The sequence below is a fragment of the Psychrobacter sp. CX14 genome (assembly GCF_057396205.2).
On the sequence record NZ_CM183187.1, the window covers coordinates 589,900 to 613,431 of the forward strand.

Here is a 23,532-nt window from a genome sequence, read left to right on the forward strand (position 1 = left end):
TCATGAGTTCAATCACTTACTGTGTTTAAGCTCATTTTCGTTAACCCTCTTTAATACATTGTTTTAAGTACAGTTGATACCCTATGGCAAAAAATACTGCTAACGCATCTGGCTATACCCCCAATGCACTTTCCCAACGTAAACGTAACAAAACAGGCGTATTTTCCTTGCCATCAGCGGGCAGTGTCCTGTTTGCTAGCGTGTGCTGCCTACTGGTTTTAAGCCTAGTGATGGTGGCATCGGCTTCTATTCCTTTCGCTAATATGCATGATATCAGTCAGCTCTATTTCTTTAAGCAGCAACTGACCTATATGATTGTGGGCGTGATAGCAGGATGTATTACTTATAAGCTTATCCCCCTGAAATTACTTTATGACATGTCAACACTTGGCTTGGGGTTACTGTTGATGTTAACCCTGATGGTGTTGACTTTAATATTTGGTGATGAGATTAATGGTTCTAAGCGCTGGCTTGAGTTAGGTCCATTTAACTTCCAAGTTGCTGAACTGGTGAAGCTAATCATGGTTATTTTTACCGCTGACTTTGTTGTTCGTCGGGGTAATGAGGTGAGACGAGGTATAGGTGGTATATTACGTATGGGTGCTCTGATATTCATACTGGTATTTTTATTCTTAAAACAGCCCGACTTTGGCTCACTAGTTATGGTCATTGGTGTGATATTAGCGATCTTCTTTGTCGCTGGAGCACCTTGGAGTCAATCACTATTCTTGCTGGTTGCAGGGGGCTTTGCTGGTGCGGTTGCGGTTATATTCCAAGACTATCGTATGAGTCGTGTGACCTCTTTTCTAGATCCCTTTGATGATATTCAAGGGTCGGACTATCAGTTGGCACGAAGTTTAATTGCATTTGGGCGGGGTGAGGTGACCGGTGTTGGCTATGGTGAAAGTGTCCAAAAGCTAGCACATTTACCAGAAGCACATACCGACTTCTTGTTGGCGATTACTGGTGAAGAATTAGGACTGATTGGAGTGTTAACCGTACTATTGCTAGAAGCCCTGATTATTGCTAGTGCTATGCGTATCAGTTACATTGCATTAAAAAACCATCAGATGCGATTAAGTTATACCGCTTATGGTTTTGCGGTTATCTTTATTGGTCAGGTAATGATTAACGGCGGTATGAACATGGGTATTATGCCGACCAAAGGCTTGACCATGCCGTTCTTTAGCTATGGTGGCTCTTCAATGGTCATTAGTTTGATTATGATTGGCATCTTATTGAAGATTCACAAACGCAGTCCGAAAATTCCAGCAAGTAATTGTCGTAGCTATTAGTTAGTAGTAGCAATCTGCCTATTAAGAGCAGAGTGGTTACACGTTCAAACCACAATAACTACCGCAAAAGGGCCGTATAGAATTTCTATAGGGCCCTTTTATTGGTTAAATGACATAAGCAACCTAATTTGGACAACCTTTAAGAGCTAAATATTTGGGGGTTGTACTTGCCCCAACCGTTGCTGATTTTTGAGTGGCTCGTTTTGCCACTGGCTTACTGCCTGAGCCATCATAATCTCTGGCTTATCGGTATCGACGCTAGGCTGCTTTAACAATTGTAACGCTTGATGAATAAGCTGCTGACACTTCTCGACACTCGAGGTATCAATTGGCTTGGCCAGATTCTGTTTAGACAGCTTCTGTCCTTGCTCATTTTCGACCAAAGGTAGATGATACCAGTGCTCAACGGCGGGCAGATCAAGATAGTGCATGATAGCAATCTGAGCCGTGGTCAGTGGTAGAATATCTAGCCCGCGCATCACATGAGTAATACCTTGTAGCCCATCATCAACACTGGCTGCCAAAAAGTAATTCACAATGCCATCAGCACGCAGAATTACCACATCGCCTAGCATTTTCTGTGGATTTACCCACTGCATGCCCTGTAGACCGTCTAAAAATCCAATACTATAGTTGGGCAATTGAATGCGAATTTTGACATCAGTCAAATCAGATGTTGAAGCGTCTATTGTGTTGTTTGAGAGAGTAGATGTTGGCTTGGGCAGGCAAAAGCGGGGGTAGATATCATAGTCACGTAGCTGTTTGCGAGAGCACTGACAGCCATAAACACGCTGATTTAAGTTGTTTGCCAGTAGCTCGTTATAGATATCCTCTCTCTCAGACTGATACCAAACATCGCCATCCCAGTGTAGCCCCAGATTATCCAAATCAATTAATATCTGTTCACTGAATTTTGGATGACAGCGCTGACGATCGGTATCTTCGATACGTAATAACCAATGGCCATTGATTGATTTGATATGACAATAACTGGCAATCGCTGTGGTCAATGAGCCCAAATGCAATTTGCCGGTAGGGGAAGGTGCAAAACGGCCCACAGCCGGCCTATAAATAGGCCTAGCGGTGGACCGTTTTAAATCGTGTATTGGCATAGGTCAGACAATATAGGTTAAAAGTGTGACCTGCAATATACTACAAATCAAAGCGCTAAAAAACTAAGAGTGGCCCCAGTTCTGACGCTCTTTGATTTCAGAAAGAGTCTTACAGTCGATACACTGAGTCGCAGTAGGTCGGGCTTCTAGACGGCGCAAACCAATTTCAACACCACAGGTTTCGCAAAACCCATAATCGCCACTGTGAATCTCGGCGATTGATTTATCAATCTTACGAAGCAATTTGCGTTCTCTATCACGCGTACGCAGCTCTAGCGCAAACTCTTCTTCTTGAGTGGCTCTATCGTTGGTATCTGAAAGGGAGGCTGATTCGTCCTGAATGTAGCTTTTCGTACGGTCAGCATCGCCTATCAGTTGCTGCTTCCATGCTTTAAGAATGGCTTCAAAATGCTCAAGTTGAGCATCCGACATATATTCCTCATCGGCTTTTGCGTCATAAGGCTTAAAAATTAGGTCGTCAGTAGCAGTTTGACTCATGACAATTTCCTATATCCATTTAAGTAGAGGAGCTGAAATAAAATAATTGACTCTTATACCACAGTTTAATTCCATTTACTAGAAACTTTACACCAAGTACGGCATTGAGCCTTGTCTGCGCATAACCAATGAAGTTACGCTTCAGGGTCAGACAGATGGTCATGCTTTAATCGTGTCACCCAACTGTCTAACGTGCCATCTTGATGCAGCGCCAGCCAGCGATATCCCGGTCTTGCCTGACTATCAATCGCAAAATCATCTTGCTTTGGCAGAAACTGATAACAGGTGGAGGGCGTAGTATAAACCTTAACCTGCCCATGCTCTTGCGCGTATGACTGATGAACATGACCACTTACAATGGCTTTAATATTGGAGTGCTGCTCAACGAATCGCCAAAAAGGTTCCGTATTTTTGACCATATGTGTATCAATCCAAGCGGAGTCCATTGGGTGCACGTGATGATGCATGGTTATTATGACAGGATTGTGACTTGCCTGTACTTTTTGGCGTAGCCAGTCGAGAGTTGTGTTATCGATTTCACCAAAGATCTGACCAGGTACGCTCGAATCTATGAGCAATAATTGCCAGTTGTTTAGGTTAATAGAATGACGTGATAACAATCGCTTATCAGGCTGATGCGGCACAAATTGACGCTGCTCGAAAGGCAAATCTAAGCCCAGCTCATCGGTCACATCGTGATTGCCTGCAATACAGGCAAAATCAATACCGGTATCGCCTAAGGTTTGATAAATTCGGTCGTATATCTCAGGTTTGACCTCATTGACCAAATCACCGGTTAATAAAATCAAATCACAACGTCTATTCTCGCTCAATGCCTGCTGCAAACAAGTCATAAAGCTGTGGTGATTGTTAATACCAGCCGTACTGACCGAGGTATCTAAATACAAATGAGGATCCGTCAGTTGCAAAATATTAACTGTGCCATCAGGCGTTTCGATATGCGTGGGCGTCGCTGTGATTGGCGTCATTAAGCGTATGCCTATTAATATCAATAATAAGAGTACTGTTGAAAAACGTGTTAAATGTCAATCGTATTATTCACACTATACTATATGGGGACGATACGCCCATTTATCTAGAGGAGGCGTTGGGCGGTATCGTTTAAATGCAGTTGATAGAGTGGAAGGTGAGGGAAAGGAGATAAAGGTGCTATTAGGCTCGAGACACCATAAAAGCTGCAAAAAAGGCCACAGCCAGACCCAGTACAATTGCGAGACCAGTCTGGATATCGAGTAAAATACTGCCCCAAACACCGCCAGTAACCGCAAGCTGTGCCAAAATCACTGAGATAATGACCATTTGCTTAGGAGAGTGAGCAAATAGGCGAGCAGTTAATGCCGGTAGAATAAGCAAACCACTAATCAGCAGGCTACCCACTGCTTGTAGTGCTAATGCACAGAAACCTGCCAATACGCCCATAAAGAATAGGCGCTGACGGGTAGCATTGATGCCGGCTACTTGCGCCAAGTCAGTATGCGTCGCTAAGATAATTTGTGAGCGCCAGATAATTATCAGCACCGCCAGACCAATACCAACGCAAACCGATAACACCGGTAAATCAGCCCAACTGACTTCTAATAAATTACCAAATAAATAGCCCAGTACATTCGACTGCATTTGAGTCAGATGGGTTAAGGTCAATAAGCCCAGGCACAGCATAGTCACAGAAACGACGGCCAATACCGCATCATTAGGCAGTCGTTCATCTTCTAGCCAAATAAGCCCTAACACCACCAAGATACTGACCACAGTAATACCAATGGCAAAAGGTAGGTGAAATAATGCCGCCAATGCCACACCGAACAAGGTTCCATGCGCTAGAGCATCAGCAAAAAATGCCATGCGTCGCCATAATACAAGACAGCCTAAAGGTGCTGATAACAAGGCCAAAAGGCTACCGGCAATCCAAGCAGGAGCAATAATATCAAGCCATTCGGTGAATAAGGTGGGCATAGGACGGCAATTCCACAACAGTAATAGTAATAAATAGATAGGGTAATGAAGACCAGATATGGCTTAAATCCTGTTCTATAGCAATGAAGCAGTCGCTATCTGCTAATGAGCGGTAGGCTCATGATGTTGGCATTCATGTGGCTGATGAATATAAGGCTGTTCATATTGATGACCAAAAAGCTTTTTGAATTCATCAGAGACGCCAAGATCGCTTGGCTGACCCTCACAGCAAATATGCTTATTCAGGCAAATCACACGGCGACTGCCACGCATTACCCAGTGTAAATCATGGGATACCACAACCATGGCGCATTGTAGGAATTCAGGTAAATCATCAATAAACTCATAAAGCCAGCGTTCACTCTCAGGGTCTAAGCCCTGCATTGGCTCATCTAAAATCAGCAAGTTCGGTTTGCTTAATAAAGAGCGTGCTAATAGAACTCTTTGTGTCTCACCACCTGACAAATGAATAACCTGCTTTTTTAAGAGCGGCGTAATCGATAAGCGCTCGAACAAAAATGAATGCTGATCTTCGGTTAATCGCGTTTTAATTTGGCCCAATAAATCTTGAACACGCAGCGGTAATATTGAAGGAAGCACAAACTTTTGCGGTACGTAGCCAATCTCAAGGTCAGGATGGCGGGTAATTTGACCTGATGTGGGTGTGATTAACCCCAAAATCAGCTTCATTAATGTCGATTTGCCGGCACCATTAGGACCGATAACACTCATTTTTTCGTACGGTCTGATTTGTAGGCTAATGTTGTTTAGCAGCTGTTTATTATTATCCGCTTGTGTAGGCAATGCTTTGCTCGAACGAGCGCCCGATAGCCAACCCGAAGATAGGCGTTTATTATTCATGCCACGGTCACTGACCGCAAAGCCAACAGACTCCAAACTCATAAGCGGCGTTTGCTCTGAGAATGATGCATCGGAATGAGGGTGTGATAACGACACAGTTTGTAATGGCGACATGAGTTAGGCTTCCACAGGCTTAGAATCAGAAGGATTGGCGCAAGTCTGACATAATCCTTTTAATTCCATCACACTTTGCTGCACCTCAAATCCGGCAGCGTCTTTCACATAACTCACCACCTCTTGGGCAGGCAAGCCGCTACATTCTTGCACTCGGTGGCAGTCGTTGCATAGCAAAAAGACTGCATTGTGCTCATCGCGAGGATGGCAACACGGTACAAAGGCATTAATTGAGGTTAATTGGTGAATAAACCCGAATTGCAATAAGAACTCAAGGGTACGATAGATAGTCGGCGGTGCCACCATCTTCGCTTTCTCGCCTTGGTCTTGTTCACGGCTGTCTTGCAGGCTTTGAATAAGGTCATAAGCACCAAGCGATTTGTCTGATTCTAAAATCAGCTTATATACATTACGGCGTAGCGCTGTAAAACGTGCTCCTTTTGCGCTACACAGCTGCTCTGCGGCCAATAAACGCTCATTAACCTCTTGCGCGGTTAGGGCATGGACATCGTGCATATGAGGCGCATGATGCACAGTGCAAGAAGCGTCCAACGCAGCTTGATTATCATTTGAATACGGACTCATCAGTCACCTCATTTAAAATGGTAAAAGGTTAATAGATATCGCAAATTATCTGTTACGACGATACGCTTTACTTAACGACAGCTATTAATAGGGTTAAATATTCATGTTCAATAGGGCTGTTACTTTTAAAGGTTATAGTATAACATATCTACAAATAGAGTTATGGGTTCACTGATGTTATGTTTCAAGCATGACAGTCTAATCCTATAATAAATACAGTCTAATCCTATAATAAATATTAATGGCAACCGGCCATACTATAATAGAGAGTTATCCTTTATGTTGTTACACGCCAAATCTAACATGCCAGAAAATGCCAACCGAGCAACTGACCATAATAATGTATCGAGTTCGAAAGCTAATTTATTATCAAAAATGAGTAAGAAGTTAACCACTAAAGCTGCAGCCATGGCTTTGTTCGGTATGATGTCTACGAGTTTACCGAGCTACGCGGCCACGGCAGACCATAACAACGTCCAATTAAAAAATCAGATTGCTGCCTACGCGGACGTTAATAAGGTGCCTGCTAGCATACGTGCAAAAACAGACGTTGCTATTAGCAATTATCCTTTATTTCTATTGAGTGAAGCAGTCACCAAAGGGGCGCCGTCTGGACATTTATTATTGGGCCCTGGTGATGTGGGGCATCATGGTAGTTTGAGCCCAAGTGACATGAAAACAGTAAAAGACAGTCGCTATGTAGTGTGGTTTGGTAAGCAGCTTGAATCAAACTTAGCCAAGCCATTGGCAAAGAGTAATAATACTATCAGCTTGTTTGGACTCAATGCTTTCGAGCGTCATTCTTTAAGAGACGTAAAAGCGAAGCCTATTAATGGCACTTTAGATCCTCACATTTGGTTAGACCCGAATAATGCCAAAGCCATTACTCGAGCATTAGGCGCTATCTATAGCCGTGCTAACCCAGAATATAAAGATATCTATGCCGCAAACGTGCGCGAGTTTGCCAAGCAAATGGATGCTGCAGTCGCTGGGGTAGGGGAGGGGGATTTTAATACATCAACGCCAAGACCTTACTGGGCTTATCATGATGCTTTTCGTTATCTAGAGCCTACCTTAAACCTAACCATGGTTGGTGCATTAACTTCCGATCATCATCTGCCGCCAAAGGCCAGTCAATTTCATTGGTTAAAACAAAACCGCCCTCAACCAACGATGTGCGTCTTACTACAGTCTGATAGTAATCAAGGTGTGTTAAGCAAACTGGGCAATATTACCAGTACTGTGCAACAGGAGGACATGAGTAATGCCAAAGACTTTATCAGTGGTTGGCGTGCTTTGGTAAAGGACGTGCAAAACTGCATCAATAGCTCGATTAAGTAACCAGTTTAAACCGCTGATTAGATAAATTAAACTTACAGACTTGTATAGAAAAACTGTTTGACAAAAGCGATTTTTCTACTTGCTTTAAACCAATGCCAACTCTATAATAGTCGGCGTTTTGTGTCATAGAAAAGCCATGTTATCTCATTCTAAAACGCCATTACGAGCGTCACAGCGAAAAGAGCAGCAGCGACTAAAATTACGACGACAGGCTCGAATACGATCCGGTATTCTTTTAGTCATTATTATTGTTGCCTGTTTCGTTGACTTCATTTTTCTAAGTCGTGACACAAACGGTGGCAGCTTAGCCAATTTAACAATTGCCAGAAGCGTGGCCGTGGGTGCGTTATTAAACTGGATAGCGCAAACGGTTTTTACAAGCTTTGTTTTTCGCTATACCGGCGCCCAAGCGAGACATAATATAGTTGGCCAGTTATATTTGGGTCAAATTGTTAAATGGATAATCGTCATCATAGGCTTTAGTATTATTTTTATGACTATCAAGCCACTATCTGCTGCTGCGGTTATTACAGGGTTTATTTTGATGCAAATCGGCCATTTTATTACCTTATGGCAAAGTCGTTAACCCCTTTAATAGTAAGCATGTCGTTCTATAATCATTCTTCTTAGAGCGAAAATAAATCAAATTAACTGCTTTAGCATGTCGTTAAGCTTAAAGTATTGAATGGTGTTTATCTGCTTTTAAGGTGTCAAATTTAATAGCAAATAGTGTATGATACGGTGGCAGTTTTGTGCAGCGGCACGCAGGAAACTTACAAAACTGAAATATACATCAAAAAAATAAACATTTTCTTTACACTTTTCCCGCTCTACTTTAATATAAGTAGAGATTTTTTGAGCGCCGAAATTTAATTAGCAAAGAGTCCTAAATACAGTTTTTTTGCTAATTAAATTAATGGTTAACACAAACTTATAAGAAGCTTAGATTATGGCAGCTGAAATATCCTCGTCTGATTATATTGCACACCATTTGACTAACTGGACCTTTGGCTATTTGCCGGGTGAAGGCTGGAAAGTTGCCCATACTGCTCAAGAAGCTGGTGAAATGGGCTTTATGGCCATTCACTTGGATTCAATGCTTTGGTCAGTTGGACTTGGTATTATATTTTGTGCCTTGTTTTGGTTTGTCGCCAAGCGTGCAACATCTGGCGTACCTGGCAAGTTGCAAGCAGCAATTGAAATGGTTGTGGACTTCGTAGATACAAACGTACGTGATTCTTATAACGGTACTTCGAAACTGATTGCACCACTGGCTTTAACCATCTTCGTATGGATATTTTTAATGAACTTGATGGACCTTGTGCCCATCGATTATATTCCAGTACTTGCTCAGAAGATCGGTGCCGCGATGGGTCATGACCCGCATCACGTGTACTTTAAGATTGTTTCAACCACTGATCCCAACGTTACTTTAGGCATGTCATTTTCAGTATTTTTCTTAATTATTGGCTTCAGCATTAAAGAAAAAGGTTTGGGCGGCTTCATTAGTGAGCTAACCATGCATCCTTTTAGTGCTTCAAGTACAATCGGAAAAATCATCTTATTCCCAATTAACTTGATACTTGAGTTGGTTACTTTAATTGCAAAACCAGTTTCACTTGGCTTGCGTTTATTTGGTAACATGTATGCAGGTGAGTTGGTCTTTGTATTAATTGCCTTATTGCCATTCTGGATTCAGTGGGCATTATCAGTACCTTGGGCAATATTCCATATTTTAATTATTACTCTTCAGGCGTTCATCTTTATGATGTTGACGATAATCTACTTATCACTAGCATCACAAACTGAACATTAATTTAGTTAGATTTTCTATCAATCAATAGGTAAATGAGGATACATCAATGGATCCAGTATTAGCAGCAACAACATTAAATGGTTACACGGTTATCGCAGTTGCCATGCTTATCAGCGCAGGTGCATTAGCTACCGGTATTGGCTTTGCTCTATTAGGTGGCAAGTTCCTAGAAAGTGTTGCACGTCAGCCTGAACTTGGCTCACAGTTGCAAACTCGCATGTTTATTGTTGCCGGTCTACTTGATGCGGTACCAATGATTGGTGTTGGTATTGCGATGTTGTTATTATTCGCTAACCCTCTTGGAGCTTAATTAAACATCAGTGACTCCTGTTGACCATTCGACGTACTTTTGACTTTTTATCAGATACCGAATGGTCAATGATACTGATTTTTATTAATAAAGAGGTGATCGTGTGAATATTAATCTAACCCTAATCGGTCAGTCTATAGCGTTTGCAATTTTTGTTATATTTTGCATGAAGTTCATTTGGCCTGCTCTGATGGGTGCCATTAACGAACGTCAGCAGAAAATTGCTGATGGTCTAAATGCAGCCGAGAAGGCAAAAGCAGATTTAGCAAGTGCTGAACAATCAGTTGAGAAAGAACTAGCATCAGCAAAAGTTAAAGCTGCTGCACTGATTGAACAAGCAAACAAAAGCGCTAACCAGCTTATCGAAGACGCAAAAGCACAAGCACAAGTAGAAGCTGAACGTATTCGCGAGCAAGCTCGTGAGTCGATCGACCTTGAGATCAATCAAGCTCGTGAAGGTTTACGTACTCAGGTTTCTGAGCTTGCTATACTTGGTGCTGAGCAAATTCTAAAAGAAAAAGTTGATAAGCAGACGCACGACAGCATGTTACAAGAGCTTGCGTCTAAGCTTTAATTGAGAGAGTTAAATTAAAGGTACTATTGTTATAGGCTGGTTTTATCAGCTGGAAAAGACTTTATAGTGATATGGCTTATGCATTTTAATGCAGGCTTAGCGTTATGAACGTCATTGAGTGCAATAGGGGTTAACTCTTATCAAAATCAATTTCTCATATCTGGTTTGTTTTATATAAAAGTTTTACATAAAATATGTGGCTAAGAGGACATAATGGCTGAATTATCTACACTAGCGAGACCCTACGCCAAGGCAGCATTTGATTATGCGCATGAAAACTCAGTCATTGGTGAATGGGAAGATTTCTTGTTTGTCGCAAGTAACGTGGTTGGTGATTCTGCCTTTGTGCAAATGCTAGATAACCCCGTTGTTACTGCTGACCAAAAAGCTGATATGCTTATCAGTATTTATGATGAGCAAGTAACATCGCCGGAAGCGACTGTGTTTAAGTCGCTACTTTTTAGCACTCAAAGTCATAAAAAAGAGGGTCAGCCGACGGATGTTTTACCGGCAGCTACTCCTCAAATCAAAAACTTTGTGCACCAATTGGCCGAACAAGAACGCTTAAGCTTAATACCACAAGTATATGAGCAGTATCGTTTAAATCGCGCTAAAGCACTCAAACAAGTCAACGCATATGTGACGTCTGCTTATCCGCTAGACGATGCACAACGCACTATGATTCAAAATCGATTAGAAGAATCACTACATGCATCTGTGATTATTCATGAAGATGTAGATCCTAGTTTATTAGCGGGTGCCACCATTAAAATTGGCGACAAGCTTGTTGATGACTCGATGCGTGGAAAAATAAAACAGTTAAAAACACAGCTAACTGCTTAACGCATAATTAATAATGATGATAAGTGATGGCAGCTTTTTGGCTCGTTATCAAAGATATTCATCATTAAGAAGCTTCTATGATAACTTTAATAAACCAATAAATAGTTATCTAAGCTTTTAATAAACCGGCGAGTAAGCAGGCAATCACAAATTAAAGGAAACAAGGCAATGCAACAATTGAATCCAGCAGAAATCAGTCAACTGATTAAGCAGCGAATTCAAGACCTTGATACGGGTGCAACCGCTAAGAATGAAGGCACTATTGTCAAAGTATCTGATGGTATTGTTCAGATTCATGGTCTTGAAGATGCGATGTACGGTGAGATGATTGAGTTTGAAGGCGATGTCTATGGTATGGCATTGAACCTTGAACAAGACTCCGTAGGCGCGGTTGTTTTGGGTGATTACCTAGGTCTTCAAGAAGGTCAAAAAGCTTACTGCACAGGCCGTATTTTAGAAGTACCAGTTGGACCAGAATTATTAGGTCGTGTGGTTGACGCATTGGGTAATCCAATTGATGGCAAAGGCCCTATCAACGCACAGCTTACTGATAAAGTAGAAAAAATCGCTCCAGGGGTTATCGCACGTCAATCTGTTGATGAGCCAGTAATGACGGGTTATAAAGCAGTTGACACTATGATTCCAATCGGTCGTGGTCAGCGTGAGCTTATCATTGGTGACCGTCAGACTGGTAAAACAGCTCTAGCGATTGACGCGATTATTGCTCAGAAAAACTCTGGTATTAAGTGTGTGTATGTTGCTATTGGTCAGAAACGTTCTACTATTGCTAACGTTGTACGTAAGCTTGAAGAGACTGGCGCATTAGAATATACAACGGTGGTTGTGGCATCCGCTTCTGAGCCTGCAGCACTTCAGTATATCGCTCCTTACTCTGGTTGTACAATGGGTGAATACTTCCGTGACCGCGGTGAAGACGCTCTGATTATATATGATGATTTATCAAAACAAGCAGTAGCGTATCGCCAGATTTCATTACTATTACGTCGTCCACCAGGTCGTGAAGCTTACCCAGGTGACGTATTCTATCTTCACTCGCGTCTATTAGAGCGTGCATCACGTGTGAACGCGGATTACGTTGAAGAGTTCACTAAAGGTGAAGTAAAAGGTAAAACAGGTTCATTAACTGCGCTACCTATTATTGAAACACAAGCCGGTGACGTATCAGCATTCGTACCAACCAACGTAATTTCGATTACTGATGGTCAGATCTTCCTTGAGTCAAGCCTATTCAACTCAGGTATCCGTCCTGCTGTAAACGCGGGTATTTCGGTCTCTCGTGTTGGTGGTGCCGCCCAAACTAAAATCATCAAGAAGCTATCAGGCGGTATTCGTACTGCACTAGCTCAGTACCGTGAGCTAGCTGCATTTGCTCAGTTTGCCTCTGATCTTGATGACGCGACTAAGCAGCAGCTTGATCATGGTGAGCGTGTAACAGAGCTTATGAAACAGAAGCAGTATCAGCCTATGTCAGTTGCTGAACAAGCCGCTGTTATCTATGCCTCAAACGAAGGTTACTTAGCAGATATCCCAGTTGAAAAAATCGGCGCATGGGAAGAAGCTTACCTACGTTACATGTATGACGAACAAGCTGATTTGATGAAAGAAATCGATGACACTGCAAACTACAATGATGACATCGCAGGTCGTTTAAAATCATCAGTTGAAACGTTCTTACAGAACCACACGTTCTAAATTAATACGGTGCGATTAGCGAGGCTAGTCGCACTATTTAAAGCGTGTGATAGATTAATCCTCATTTAAACCCCGCCGAATTGGAAATGTTATGGCAAGTTTAAAAGAAATTCGTGCTAAAGTTACCAGCATTAAGAGTACGCAGAAGATTACGCGTGCGATGCAGATGGTAGCCGCCAGTAAAATGCGCCGTGCCCAAGAGCGTATGGAAGTGGGTCGCCCTTATGCTGAAAGTATGCGCCGAGTGGTTTCACACTTAGTTAACGCATCGACAGATTATAAGCACCCGTATATGACTAGCCGTCCGGTAAACCGTGTTGGCTACATCTTAGTAACTTCTGATCGTGGTTTGGCAGGCGGATTAAACATCAACCTGTTTAAGAAGTTGATGCACCATGTTAAAGAATTTCAAGACCAGTCTGTACAAGCTGAGTTTGCTGTAATTGGCTCTAAAGGCGTTAGCTTTTTTAAGAGTTTTGGCGGCAAAGTAACTTCAGCAGTGACTGACTATGGTGATAATCCGACATTTGAGCAATTAAATGCTCCTGTACAAGCCATGCTTGACGATTATGACCAAGGTCATCTAGATCGCATTTATGTCGTTTACAACAAGTTTGTGAACGCTATGACGCAAAAGCCTACTGTTAACCAGCTCGTTCCACTACCAGAAGATGCGATAGATACTGATACAACAGATGCAGGTGTTCGTACCGATAGCCAATGGGATTATATTTACGAGCCAGATGTTAAAACGCTTGTAGATGGCCTTCTTGGTCGTTATATCGAGTCAATTGTGTATCAAGCAGTGATGGAAAACATCGCTTCTGAACAATCGGCACGTATGGTTGCTATGAAAGCAGCAACTGATAATGCTGGTGACCTAATTAATGATTTACAGTTAGTTTATAACAAGCTGCGTCAAGCGGCAATTACCCGAGAGATTTCGGAAATTGTCGGCGGTGCTGCTGCTGTTTCCTAATTGACATACCTATATTTTAGAAGTTCAAGGAGAACGCCATGAGTAGCGGTCGTATAGTACAGATTATTGGCGCAGTTATTGACGTCGAATTTAGTCGCACTGAAGTGCCTCAAGTTTATGATGCATTAGTTGTTGACAGTACTGATACCACATTAGAAGTTCAGCAGCAGTTGGGCGACGGTATTGTACGCACTATTGCAATGGGATCTACTGAAGGTCTTAAGCGTAATTTACCAGTAACAAACACGGGTGCACCAATTACTGTTCCTGTTGGTGATGCGACATTAGGTCGTATTATGGACGTATTGGGTCGCCCAATTGATGAGCAAGGTCCTGTAAATTCAGAAGACCATTGGTCAATCCATCGTCAAGCGCCATCATACGATGCGCAAGCAAACAGTACTGACCTGTTAGAGACTGGTATTAAAGTTATTGACTTACTATGCCCGTTCGCTAAAGGCGGTAAAGTTGGTCTGTTCGGTGGTGCCGGTGTCGGTAAAACCGTAAACATGATGGAATTGATTAACAACATCGCACTTAAGCACTCAGGTTTGTCTGTATTCGCTGGTGTGGGTGAGCGTACTCGTGAAGGTAACGATTTCTACCACGAGATGCAAGAAGCGGGCGTTGTTGATACTGAAAATTTCACCAACTCTAAGGTTGCGATGGTTTACGGTCAGATGAATGAGCCACCAGGTAACCGTTTACGTGTCGCACTAACCGGTCTGACTATGGCTGAGTATTTCCGTGACCAGACTGATGAAAATGGTAAAGGTAAAGACGTTCTATTGTTCGTTGATAACATCTACCGTTACACTCTAGCAGGTACTGAGGTATCAGCACTATTAGGTCGTATGCCATCAGCGGTTGGTTATCAGCCAACACTTGCAGAAGAGATGGGTGTATTACAAGAACGTATTACATCAACTAAGACCGGTTCTATTACCTCTATCCAAGCGGTATACGTACCTGCGGATGACTTGACCGATCCATCACCAGCTACTACCTTTGCTCACTTAGACGCAACGGTTGTACTAAGTCGTGATATCGCGTCACAAGGTATTTATCCTGCGATTGATCCACTAGATTCAACGTCACGTCAGCTTGATCCACTAGTCATTGGTGAAGAGCACTATGGCGTTGCTCGTGGTGTTCAGGAAGTGCTACAGCGCTATAAAGAGCTTAAAGACATCATTGCGATTCTAGGTATGGATGAGCTTTCAGAAGAAGATAAGATGGTTGTATACCGCGCTCGTAAGATTCAGCGTTTCTTATCACAGCCATTCCACGTTGCTGAAGTATTCACCGGTGCACCTGGTAAATACGTTTCACTACGTGACACCATCGCAAGCTTCCGTGATATCTTAGACGGTAAGTATGATGACTTACCAGAACAAGCCTTCTATATGGCAGGTAGCATCGATGAAGTGGTTGCTAAAGCTGAGAAAATAAAAGCAAAATCAGCGGCTTAATATAGCCAATCTATAGTGTATTAATAGTGGCATAGCTTGATCGTTAATCTTATTATTACTGACGTTTTACTGATTATTCTATGCCATATTAATAAGCTATCTTTTATTAGCTAAGTTGAGTTTAAAACTTTGTTGAATCTGACAGGTTTTAAAACGTTTATATTAAATTAGTACGTTAATGAGTTAATTACGGAGAGTCGCATGGCAACATTACAGTGCCGAATAGTCAGTGCTCGTGAAGAGTTATATGCTGGTGATATCAGTATGTTAGTTGCGACGGGTAGTGAAGGTGAAGTGGGTATATTAGCAGGTCATACCCCGCTCATTACGCTACTAAAGCCGGGCTCAATGCGCATTCAGACGCCAGACGGTAAAGAAGAAGTAATCTACGTATCAGGTGGTGTTCTTGAAGTTCAACCTAAGCTTGTGACGGTACTTGCAGATACTGCGGTACGAGCCAATGACTTAGATGAAGCTAGAATCGTTGAAGCGCGTAAGAAAGCAGAGCAAATGCTTACCAATCAGTCGGATAATATCCAAACCAATGCGGCATTAGCAGCACTTGCTGAGTCTGTTGCACAGCTTGAAACACTTAAAAAATATCGTAACCGCGCTTAAGAGCTGTTGTCTTGGTGAAGGTGTACATATTAAATACTTTTTAAAATAAAAGAACAGCCTATACTAGGCTGTTTTTTTATGTGTTAAGATTAAGCTAATCAAAGTTACCTGAATCTTGTTTACAATAGATAGTATTCTCTTGATGAACTGTTTTTTGGTAGGTTTAATCATGACCAATAGTCATACATATCTCTATAGATGCTGTTTGTACTGAATCTATGTATTGGTCATCTAAGTGCTTAATCTATTTATGGTTATTTATAAAGCCGCCTTTTGATATGGTGAAGGCAGTTACATTGAACACTGATAATTGTTTTGAGGAATAATAATGTCTAATATTGAAGATGAACAAACCCCGCGAATTCTAATCGTAGAAGATGACGAACGCCTTGCGATGTTAACTCAAGATTATTTGGTTAAGAATGGTATGGATGTCGCTATTGAAACCGATGGTAACCGTGCAATTCGCCGTATTATTAACGAGCAGCCTGATTTGGTTGTGTTAGACGTGATGCTACCTGGTAGCGATGGCTTAACTGTTTGTCGTGAAGTTCGTCCTCACTACCACAGCCCAATCTTAATGCTGACAGCACGCACTGAAGATATGGATCAGGTATTGGGTCTTGAGATGGGTGCAGATGACTATGTGGCCAAGCCTGCACAGCCACGCGTTTTATTAGCCCGTATTCGTGCTCTATTACGCCGCTCAGAAAATGCACCGTCTGAAGAAGTGCCACAGCGTTTAGAATTTGGTGAGCTAGTCATCGATAATGGCGGTCGTTCAGTGACGCTAAATGATGAATTGGTTGATTTCACCAGTGCAGAATATGATCTATTGTGGTTATTAGCCTCAAATGCTGGCCGTATCTTATCTCGTGAAGATATCTTTGAGCGTCTACGTGGCATTGAATATGATGGTCAAGACCGTTCTATCGACGTACGTATTTCACGTATTCGTCCAAAAATTGGCGATGACCCTGAAAATCCAAAACGTATTAAGACCGTGCGTAGCAAAGGCTATTTGTTTGTAAAAGAAGGCAACTAATAGCGTTCTTAAAGCAGGATGGTTTATTACGTATACATGGATAATAACTCATCGCTTTTTGCCTCGTGATTAAAAAAGCCAGCTGTCGCTGGCTTTTTTATTATTCCTCTATCAAAGCTACATAAATTTAAAGATAATCTACAATAGCCTACATAGGTTCAACATTAGATTTCATGTAAACTAAGATAAAATTTATTCAATTAGATATCCTATGCCAATCTTTTCCTCCCTAAAACATAGTATTTTTTTACGCATCTATGCAGGGCTGCTACTGGTCTGTCTGTTTGTTGCGCTTTTTGCACAGCTATTGGTTGATACCATCAATAAAGAGCGTATCCAAGCTTATCGTGAGAATATGGCCACTGGTGCCTTATACTTAGTAAGCTCGGGTCTTAAGCAGCAACCTTCAGAGACACAGCGTCAGTATTGGTTAAATGACATCAGTAAGTTGTTTGGTGATACCTTTAGTATTGAGCCGGCCGATAGTATTGACTTTAAGGCCAGTGAGCTAAAGCGTTTGGAAGAGCAGAAAACGGTCGTACGTTACGTGCCTCAGCCTGCGCATGCCGATATCTTCCACCCGGTAGAGGGTGAAGACAATATCATTACGGTGCGCATCTCTAAAGTAACAGAGCAGCAGGTGCGTGCAATGGCGGTTCTGCTGCTTAATGATTTGTCTTACTATGATGACATCGAGGCCAAACGTAAGCGTCTTAGTGAAATATCAAAGCAATTTGCTTTTCCGCTTAGTATCGAGCGGGTGGAGGATATGGAACTTGATGACGATCAAATGCGCCGCCTTACTCGTGATGAGGTGGTTATCTTGTTTAGAGACAGCGCATTGGCAGATAATTCATCGATTAAAATTATCGCGCCTTCTAAAGTCGATAACATGGTGGTAGTGATTGGTCCTGTTGCCTTGTTTAAATGGTTCCCATTCAACTTAATTATTAGTGTGGTACTGATTAGTATGTTCTTAATCAGTTTGGGTGTCTATGCGCTTATTTTCCCATTAGAGCGCAAGTTGCAGCTGATTCAGTCCGGCGTGAATGAAGTAGGTGATGGTAATCTAGACACGCGCGTACAAGTGGTTGGTCAAGATGAGATTGCGCGTCTAGCCGCAACCTTTAACGCCATGACAGAGCACATTAAGCGTTTGATTGAATCACAGCGAGAATTAACCCGAGCGGTATCGCATGAATTACGTACCCCAGTAGCCCGTATTCGCTTTGCAGTTGATATGCTTGCTGATACCGATGATCAAGAATCACGCGAAATGCAGCGCGATTATATTGATGAGGATATTGAGTCACTAAACGGTCTGATCGATGAGATTTTGACTTATGCCAAGCTAGAGGAAGGCTCTCCAAAGCTTGATTTAGAGTCGGTTAATCTAAAAGAGCTAGTCGACCAAATTGTACGTGAGACCAACGCCCTTGGTAAGCCTATCGAAGTGGTCGGTGTGACGCCATCTGCTAAAGTGACCGCTGTTGCTGATAGACGCTACCTACACCGTGTGGTGCAAAATCTTGCGGGTAATGCGTTACGTTACGCGGAATCAAAGATTATTATCAGTGCCGGTGTGCGTAAGGGTGAGGCCTTTGTCTGTGTTGAAGACAATGGTCATGGTATTCCTGAAGAAGACCGCGATAAGGTATTCGTGCCGTTTGCGCGTCTTGATGACAGCCGCACTAGAGCGTCAGGGGGTTACGGTCTTGGTCTATCGATTGTGTCACGGATTGCATTCTGGTTTAATGGTAATATGTCGGTGGATGAGAGCCCAACGCTTGGCGGCGCACGCTTTACCATGCGTTGGCCAATTAAGCCTTTGGCCCAAACGATTGCCGCAGATCATTTAACGCAAGAAAAAGGCGCTCGTAAAATTATCGAAGATGATGCTTAGAAGCTAGTTAATAGAGGTTAATGATTAGGGCGTGTCCTCATTTTGAAAATGGTGATAAAAATAATTTAAATCGCAGTCAGACAAGGAAAATAATGCTGTAAATATCGAGATATTTACCCGTTATTTGAGGCAGTATGACAAGATTTAGCTATTTTTAGCCCATTTAAATGTAATCGTACGAATTGAGGACACGCCCTACTATTAGTCAAATTTTTTGGCATTAGATAATAAGCTATGAAAATAAAAGGTCTACAGCAATTTGCCGTAGACCTTTTATTTTGGGTGTAACTTTTAAATCTTGAGCTTAGTCTTTCGAGCTATCCTGAAGAGCAGAGGTATTGCCATTAGGTACTACTTCTGAAAGTAGGGGAATACGTACACAGACTTGCAATCCGCCTTCTGGGTGATTAATCGCTTCAACGGTACCGTGATGTAGGCTTGTAATGCGTTTAACGATAGCTAGACCCAATCCGCTACCTTGGGTAGTACGAGCCGCTTCTCCACGCTCAAATGGGTGCATAATGCGTTCTAGCTGGTCATCAGCAACCCCTGTACCGCAATCACGGACGCAGATAATCAACTGCTCTTTGGCTTTACGCACCATCCCTGGCGTGGACACTACATCCTCGTCATCATAATCGACTTCTGAAGAATTAAACGTGGGCGTGATTGTCGCTGTCATATAAATAGGCGGTTTACCGTAACGCTGTGCATTAACCACTAAGTTGATAATAAGACGTTTAATGGATAATGGCCGTACTGGTACTTCTCGCAGACCATCAGACTGATAAATAAACTCCATAGGTGCAAATTGCACCATGACTTCATTAAATATGCTCTCCAAATTGGTCAAGCGTACTGCTTCATCCGAGCCATCTTTCATAAACGAGATAAATTGCTCTAAAATTGCATCCATATCTTCAATATCATAAATTAGACCCTCACGTAAAAACTCATCTGGCAGCATCTCTGCAGTTAGGCGCATGCGTGTTAAAGGTGTACGTAAATCGTGCGAGATACCGGCAAGCATAATGGTTCTTTCTTTTTGTGCTTGGTTCAAGGTTGTGAATAAACGGTTAAAAGCCATGTTTACACGGCGAATCTCAGTAGTGCCTGTTTTGGTAGGTAGGGTGGTGGCGCTGCCCAAACGAATATAGTTGGTCGCTGCTTGCTGAAGCTTACGTAACGGTCGGTTCAGCTGGCGTATCAGTAACAAAATAGTGATTAAAGTAAAAATTGGGATACCTAAAATGAAAAAAACCAGTGAACTTGGGCTATACTGTGCATAAAATATAACAGGTTCACGTATCCAAAACTCTGGAGATGCTGTATCCTGAACCCAAAGCTGTGGTGTCGGTTTAAATTTAAAGTAAACCACACTATCACGACCGAGCTGTTGGCTGATCTCTTGCTGAATAACATCGGTAAAGAATCCAACAACAGCTTTATCTGAAACATCAGGAAACTGACTTGGATCATCAACGACGACAACATGATTGTTAGCGAGAATCCAGTGAGAAACCTCTTCATTTTCTGCCCAGTACTCACGAGTCGCTGTTACCAGCTTTAACTCAGTGGTTAAGTATCGAGCATGGTTTTTTAGCTCGGGTAGATACAAGCTGCGCCAAAAAAACCAGATAGATACCACCACACTGACGGTGACCATTAGCATAACTGCAATGGTGGTTTGCCACGTGTTGGAGTAAGGTCTTAGGCGTAGTCGAGATAAAAATGGACGGGATGATGGGTTAGTCATTGAGATATCGCTTAGTCATTTAACAGTGGTTAGAGTTTTAATTAACTTAATGGTTTCCAAGTCAATAGTATTCTGATATAATTATGCCCTTTTTGGTATACCTACGGAAGAGAGAACTCAAATGGTTGTTATTCGTTTAGCACGGGGCGGTGCCAAAAAACGCCCATTCTATCAAGTTGTTGTAGCAGATCAGCGTCGTTCACGCGATGGCCGTTACATCGAAAACATTGGTTTCTATAACCCACTAGCGAAAGGTCAAGATGTTGAGCTTCGTTTGGATATGGAAGCTTACAATGCGTGGATCGAAAAAGGCGCACAGCCTTCAGATCGCGTTAAAGCACTTGCTAAAGGTTATAAGCCAGCAACTGAAGAAGCATCTGCTTAATAAATACTTTGTTCTGCAATGGGAGTGTATCTCATTGCAGCGAAGTTTTAAGTAATTGTTTTTTTATTTTGGTTTTAACTGTGGCTGAGCACGTCTTATGACAACACCAAACGCTGACAGTCTTATGAAAATAGGACAACTAAAAAAACCATACGGCATTAAAGGCTGGTTATGGGTTTTTAGTGAAACTGAGGACCGTGAAGCTATTTTTAGTTACTCTCCTTGGTGGATGAAGACAGCAATGGGCTTTAAGCCCTTAACTGTCACCCAGTGGCGTAAGCAAGGCTCTGGTATTGTCGCTCAATTTGAGCAGATACCGGACCGTAATATTGCTGAAACCATGAATGGGGTTAGTATTTGGATTGATAAAGACAGCTTACCTGGCACTGAAGATGACGAGTACTATTGGTCCGATCTTGAAGGACTGAGCGTCATTAACAGACAGGAAGAATATTTAGGCACTATCAAAGAGCTGTTTGAAACCGGTGCACACCCGATAATGAAGGTAGTGCCTAGTAGCGACAGTATCGATGATGAGCCACGCATGATTCCTTGGCACAAGCAAACTGTCGATGATGTTGATTTAGCTGCAAAACAGATTTTTGTTGATTGGGAAAAAGACTTTTAGCCTTAGCTGCTATTAAGTTTTTATCAGATTAAAAAAGTCAGTTATTGCTATCTTGTTTACGTGGAGGTGACTTAATGTATTTTGCTGTCATCACCATTTTACCTGAAATGTTTGCCGCTGTTAGCGACTATGGCATTACTGGTAGAGCCGTACAAAATAAGCAAGTGGTTATTGACTGCATTAATCCACGTGATTTTACGACAGATAATTATCGCCGTATTGATGAGCGCCCCTTTGGTGGTGGCCCCGGTATGGTAATGATGGCAGAACCTTTGGCGAGAGCCATTGAATTTGCTAAGTCGCAAGCCAGTCAACATGGCTGCCTCACAGATTCAGAGCATTGTCCGGTCGTCTATTTATCTCCTCAAGGAGAGAGCTTAGATGAGTCGGTTGTATTGTCATTGCGGCAATACGATGGGATGATTTTATTGTGTGGGCGTTATGAAGGCATAGATGAGCGACTTTTGCAGCGTTATGTTGATATGGAAATCTCTATTGGAGATTTTGTATTAACCGGTGGTGAGCTACCTGCAATGGTGCTGATGGACAGTGTGATACGCCGATTACCCGATGTTATGGGTGATGCAAAATCGGCTGAGCAAGACTCCTTTGTAGAAGGATTGCTTGATTGTCCTCACTATACAAAGCCTCATGAATTTGAAGGTTTAAAAGTGCCAGAAGTGTTATTGTCTGGGCATCATGCCAATATTGCAACGTGGCGGTTTGTACAACAAGTAAAGCGTACGCAAACACGGCGTCCTGACTTGTGGCGAAAGTTCACGCCAACCTCTGAGCAAGCACGCTTGCTTAAAAAGGCTAAGCACGATTTAAAGTAATCGGTGATAGACCGATCCGCTTTTAACTGTGGTTAAGTGCTTTTATAATTGACCTATATTAGATTCAAAGCTAACGCCCTTTATTATAAGCGGCTGTTAAGGTTATTGATGCCATATCAATAACGATCGAAAAACCAGTTTCATATTCCTGTTTCCCTATCCTCGCCCATATCGGGCCGGTGGGGTTATTATTATAAACGGGTGGTACGCGCGGTAGCCTATGCCATCCCATGTGAGGAGCAATCTCATGAGTAATGTTCATCCATTAGTACAAGCAGTTGAAAGTGCACAACTACTTGAGCGTCCTAACTTCTCTGCTGGTGATACAGTAGTGGTTCAAGTAAAAGTTCGTGAAGGTGATCGTGAGCGTCTACAGGCATTTGAAGGCGTTGTTATCGCTAAGCGTAACCGTGGCTTAAACTCTGCATTCACTGTACGTAAAATTTCAAGCGGTATCGGTGTTGAGCGTGCATTCCAGCTTCATTCACCAATTATCCATAGCATTGAAGTGAAACGTCGCGGTGCTGTACGTCGTGCGAAACTTTACTACTTACGTGAGCGTTCTGGTAAATCTGCACGTATCCGCGAGAAGTTATCTGCGCGTCGTGAAGGTGTTCAAAGTAAAACTGACGCAGGCGTTCCAGATGCAGTAGAAACTGCACCAGGTATCTAAGTTTAATCTAATCGTTTAGATTAAGCGGCACTATCGCAAGCAGTATTATCATCTTTTAGATGATAATAAAGAACCCTCAATCAAATTGATTGAGGGTTCTTTTTATTTTATATCGATAAATCAGTTGTTTAGCATCAATTTATGCTCGTATTTTCCGTAATCTTAGAATACAATAATTAAACAGATGTACGTTATAGTCGA

The 23,532-nt window shown here is 42.3% G+C and carries 24 protein-coding genes; 17 read left to right on the forward strand and 7 right to left on the reverse strand.

Annotated features, from left to right (window positions below; all coding sequences use genetic code 11):
• Window positions 1-83 precede the first annotated feature (83 nt).
• Window positions 84-1,295, forward strand: a complete 1,212-nt coding sequence (gene ftsW / locus AC2SLO_RS02465) for a putative lipid II flippase FtsW (protein WP_486541908.1) — start codon at window positions 84-86, stop codon at window positions 1,293-1,295.
• Between the two features lie 146 nt (window positions 1,296-1,441).
• Here the strand turns inward: ftsW and gluQRS are convergent, their stop codons facing one another.
• The 6 genes from gluQRS to AC2SLO_RS02495 form a co-directional block, all read right to left on the reverse strand.
• Window positions 1,442-2,407 carry a tRNA glutamyl-Q(34) synthetase GluQRS gene (gene gluQRS, locus AC2SLO_RS02470; RefSeq protein ID WP_486541910.1) on the reverse strand — a complete coding sequence of 322 codons (966 nt, stop codon included), beginning with the start codon at window positions 2,405-2,407 and terminating at the stop codon, window positions 1,442-1,444.
• A gap of 63 nt (window positions 2,408-2,470) precedes the next feature.
• Window positions 2,471-2,905: an RNA polymerase-binding protein DksA gene (gene dksA, locus AC2SLO_RS02475; RefSeq protein ID WP_486541912.1), complete on the reverse strand. Its 435-nt coding sequence runs from the start codon at window positions 2,903-2,905 to the stop codon at window positions 2,471-2,473.
• 134 nt (window positions 2,906-3,039) lie between these two features.
• On the reverse strand, window positions 3,040-3,894 hold the full coding sequence (locus AC2SLO_RS02480; protein ID WP_486541914.1) for a metallophosphoesterase: 855 nt from the start codon (window positions 3,892-3,894) through the stop codon (window positions 3,040-3,042).
• A gap of 184 nt (window positions 3,895-4,078) precedes the next feature.
• Window positions 4,079-4,879 carry a metal ABC transporter permease gene (locus tag AC2SLO_RS02485; protein ID WP_486541916.1) on the reverse strand — a complete coding sequence of 267 codons (801 nt, stop codon included), beginning with the start codon at window positions 4,877-4,879 and terminating at the stop codon, window positions 4,079-4,081.
• Window positions 4,880-4,981: 102 nt separating this feature from the next.
• A complete protein-coding gene (locus AC2SLO_RS02490) occupies window positions 4,982-5,782 on the reverse strand; it encodes a metal ABC transporter ATP-binding protein (protein WP_486542068.1) in 801 nt (266 codons plus the stop codon).
• Window positions 5,783-5,857: 75 nt separating this feature from the next.
• Window positions 5,858-6,439 carry a transcriptional repressor gene (locus tag AC2SLO_RS02495; protein ID WP_486541918.1) on the reverse strand — a complete coding sequence of 194 codons (582 nt, stop codon included), beginning with the start codon at window positions 6,437-6,439 and terminating at the stop codon, window positions 5,858-5,860.
• 279 nt (window positions 6,440-6,718) lie between these two features.
• Here AC2SLO_RS02495 and AC2SLO_RS02500 point away from each other — a divergent pair, with 279 nt between their 5' ends.
• From AC2SLO_RS02500 to AC2SLO_RS02555, 12 genes are all read left to right on the forward strand, one after another.
• Window positions 6,719-7,780: a metal ABC transporter solute-binding protein, Zn/Mn family gene (locus AC2SLO_RS02500; RefSeq protein ID WP_486541920.1), complete on the forward strand. Its 1,062-nt coding sequence runs from the start codon at window positions 6,719-6,721 to the stop codon at window positions 7,778-7,780.
• Between the two features lie 136 nt (window positions 7,781-7,916).
• Window positions 7,917-8,366: an ATP synthase subunit I gene (locus AC2SLO_RS02505; RefSeq protein WP_486541922.1), complete on the forward strand. Its 450-nt coding sequence runs from the start codon at window positions 7,917-7,919 to the stop codon at window positions 8,364-8,366.
• 363 nt (window positions 8,367-8,729) lie between these two features.
• On the forward strand, window positions 8,730-9,596 hold the full coding sequence (gene atpB, locus AC2SLO_RS02510) for a F0F1 ATP synthase subunit A (RefSeq protein ID WP_486541924.1): 867 nt from the start codon (window positions 8,730-8,732) through the stop codon (window positions 9,594-9,596).
• A 46-nt stretch (window positions 9,597-9,642) separates the two neighbouring features.
• Window positions 9,643-9,906: a F0F1 ATP synthase subunit C gene (gene atpE / locus AC2SLO_RS02515; RefSeq protein WP_486541926.1), complete on the forward strand. Its 264-nt coding sequence runs from the start codon at window positions 9,643-9,645 to the stop codon at window positions 9,904-9,906.
• Between the two features lie 103 nt (window positions 9,907-10,009).
• Window positions 10,010-10,480, forward strand: a complete 471-nt coding sequence (locus AC2SLO_RS02520; RefSeq protein ID WP_486541928.1) for a F0F1 ATP synthase subunit B — start codon at window positions 10,010-10,012, stop codon at window positions 10,478-10,480.
• Window positions 10,481-10,693: 213 nt separating this feature from the next.
• The gene (locus tag AC2SLO_RS02525) at window positions 10,694-11,323 is read left to right on the forward strand and encodes a F0F1 ATP synthase subunit delta (RefSeq protein ID WP_486541930.1); all 630 of its coding nucleotides are present in this window, start codon (window positions 10,694-10,696) and stop codon (window positions 11,321-11,323) included.
• Between the two features lie 168 nt (window positions 11,324-11,491).
• Entirely contained in the window at window positions 11,492-13,036 is a 1,545-nt protein-coding gene (gene atpA, locus AC2SLO_RS02530) for a F0F1 ATP synthase subunit alpha (protein WP_486541932.1), read from the forward strand.
• A 91-nt stretch (window positions 13,037-13,127) separates the two neighbouring features.
• Window positions 13,128-14,015, forward strand: a complete 888-nt coding sequence (gene atpG, locus AC2SLO_RS02535) for a F0F1 ATP synthase subunit gamma (protein ID WP_486541934.1) — start codon at window positions 13,128-13,130, stop codon at window positions 14,013-14,015.
• 38 nt (window positions 14,016-14,053) lie between these two features.
• Complete coding sequence (gene atpD / locus AC2SLO_RS02540; protein ID WP_486541936.1) at window positions 14,054-15,487, forward strand: F0F1 ATP synthase subunit beta; 1,434 nt, start codon at window positions 14,054-14,056, stop codon at window positions 15,485-15,487.
• 201 nt (window positions 15,488-15,688) lie between these two features.
• Window positions 15,689-16,105, forward strand: a complete 417-nt coding sequence (locus AC2SLO_RS02545; protein ID WP_486541938.1) for a F0F1 ATP synthase subunit epsilon — start codon at window positions 15,689-15,691, stop codon at window positions 16,103-16,105.
• Window positions 16,106-16,433: 328 nt separating this feature from the next.
• Window positions 16,434-17,150, forward strand: a complete 717-nt coding sequence (locus AC2SLO_RS02550; RefSeq protein WP_486541940.1) for a response regulator — start codon at window positions 16,434-16,436, stop codon at window positions 17,148-17,150.
• 211 nt (window positions 17,151-17,361) lie between these two features.
• The gene (locus tag AC2SLO_RS02555) at window positions 17,362-19,053 is read left to right on the forward strand and encodes an ATP-binding protein (RefSeq protein ID WP_486541942.1); all 1,692 of its coding nucleotides are present in this window, start codon (window positions 17,362-17,364) and stop codon (window positions 19,051-19,053) included.
• Between the two features lie 304 nt (window positions 19,054-19,357).
• Here AC2SLO_RS02555 and AC2SLO_RS02560 read toward each other — a convergent pair whose 3' ends face one another.
• Window positions 19,358-20,809 (reverse strand): ATP-binding protein, encoded by a 1,452-nt coding sequence (locus tag AC2SLO_RS02560; RefSeq protein WP_486541944.1) that lies wholly within the window; start codon window positions 20,807-20,809, stop codon window positions 19,358-19,360.
• A 121-nt stretch (window positions 20,810-20,930) separates the two neighbouring features.
• Between AC2SLO_RS02560 and rpsP the strand changes: the two genes are divergently transcribed.
• From rpsP to rplS, 4 genes are all read left to right on the forward strand, one after another.
• Window positions 20,931-21,194, forward strand: coding sequence for a 30S ribosomal protein S16 (gene rpsP / locus AC2SLO_RS02565; RefSeq protein WP_486541946.1), 264 nt, complete (start codon window positions 20,931-20,933; stop codon window positions 21,192-21,194).
• A 97-nt stretch (window positions 21,195-21,291) separates the two neighbouring features.
• Complete coding sequence (gene rimM, locus AC2SLO_RS02570; protein ID WP_486541948.1) at window positions 21,292-21,822, forward strand: ribosome maturation factor RimM; 531 nt, start codon at window positions 21,292-21,294, stop codon at window positions 21,820-21,822.
• A gap of 74 nt (window positions 21,823-21,896) precedes the next feature.
• Window positions 21,897-22,658: a tRNA (guanosine(37)-N1)-methyltransferase TrmD gene (trmD, locus tag AC2SLO_RS02575; RefSeq protein ID WP_486541950.1), complete on the forward strand. Its 762-nt coding sequence runs from the start codon at window positions 21,897-21,899 to the stop codon at window positions 22,656-22,658.
• Window positions 22,659-22,905: 247 nt separating this feature from the next.
• A complete protein-coding gene (rplS, locus tag AC2SLO_RS02580) occupies window positions 22,906-23,331 on the forward strand; it encodes a 50S ribosomal protein L19 (RefSeq protein ID WP_486541952.1) in 426 nt (141 codons plus the stop codon).
• The last annotated feature ends 201 nt before the right edge of the window (window positions 23,332-23,532 follow it).

Coding starts and splice junctions, on each gene's coding strand:
- ftsW (WP_486541908.1), top strand. CDS start 84: ATGGCAAAAAATACTGCTAACGCATCTGGCTATACCCCCAATGCACTT.
- gluQRS (WP_486541910.1), bottom strand. CDS start 2,407: ATGCCAATACACGATTTAAAACGGTCCACCGCTAGGCCTATTTATAGG.
- dksA (WP_486541912.1), bottom strand. CDS start 2,905: ATGAGTCAAACTGCTACTGACGACCTAATTTTTAAGCCTTATGACGCA.
- AC2SLO_RS02480 (WP_486541914.1), bottom strand. CDS start 3,894: ATGACGCCAATCACAGCGACGCCCACGCATATCGAAACGCCTGATGGC.
- AC2SLO_RS02485 (WP_486541916.1), bottom strand. CDS start 4,879: ATGCCCACCTTATTCACCGAATGGCTTGATATTATTGCTCCTGCTTGG.
- AC2SLO_RS02490 (WP_486542068.1), bottom strand. CDS start 5,782: ATGAGTTTGGAGTCTGTTGGCTTTGCGGTCAGTGACCGTGGCATGAAT.
- AC2SLO_RS02495 (WP_486541918.1), bottom strand. CDS start 6,439: ATGAGTCCGTATTCAAATGATAATCAAGCTGCGTTGGACGCTTCTTGC.
- AC2SLO_RS02500 (WP_486541920.1), top strand. CDS start 6,719: ATGTTGTTACACGCCAAATCTAACATGCCAGAAAATGCCAACCGAGCA.
- AC2SLO_RS02505 (WP_486541922.1), top strand. CDS start 7,917: ATGTTATCTCATTCTAAAACGCCATTACGAGCGTCACAGCGAAAAGAG.
- atpB (WP_486541924.1), top strand. CDS start 8,730: ATGGCAGCTGAAATATCCTCGTCTGATTATATTGCACACCATTTGACT.
- atpE (WP_486541926.1), top strand. CDS start 9,643: ATGGATCCAGTATTAGCAGCAACAACATTAAATGGTTACACGGTTATC.
- AC2SLO_RS02525 (WP_486541930.1), top strand. CDS start 10,694: ATGGCTGAATTATCTACACTAGCGAGACCCTACGCCAAGGCAGCATTT.
- atpA (WP_486541932.1), top strand. CDS start 11,492: ATGCAACAATTGAATCCAGCAGAAATCAGTCAACTGATTAAGCAGCGA.
- atpG (WP_486541934.1), top strand. CDS start 13,128: ATGGCAAGTTTAAAAGAAATTCGTGCTAAAGTTACCAGCATTAAGAGT.
- atpD (WP_486541936.1), top strand. CDS start 14,054: ATGAGTAGCGGTCGTATAGTACAGATTATTGGCGCAGTTATTGACGTC.
- AC2SLO_RS02545 (WP_486541938.1), top strand. CDS start 15,689: ATGGCAACATTACAGTGCCGAATAGTCAGTGCTCGTGAAGAGTTATAT.
- AC2SLO_RS02550 (WP_486541940.1), top strand. CDS start 16,434: ATGTCTAATATTGAAGATGAACAAACCCCGCGAATTCTAATCGTAGAA.
- AC2SLO_RS02555 (WP_486541942.1), top strand. CDS start 17,362: ATGCCAATCTTTTCCTCCCTAAAACATAGTATTTTTTTACGCATCTAT.
- AC2SLO_RS02560 (WP_486541944.1), bottom strand. CDS start 20,809: ATGACTAACCCATCATCCCGTCCATTTTTATCTCGACTACGCCTAAGA.
- rpsP (WP_486541946.1), top strand. CDS start 20,931: ATGGTTGTTATTCGTTTAGCACGGGGCGGTGCCAAAAAACGCCCATTC.
- rimM (WP_486541948.1), top strand. CDS start 21,292: ATGACAACACCAAACGCTGACAGTCTTATGAAAATAGGACAACTAAAA.
- trmD (WP_486541950.1), top strand. CDS start 21,897: ATGTATTTTGCTGTCATCACCATTTTACCTGAAATGTTTGCCGCTGTT.
- rplS (WP_486541952.1), top strand. CDS start 22,906: ATGAGTAATGTTCATCCATTAGTACAAGCAGTTGAAAGTGCACAACTA.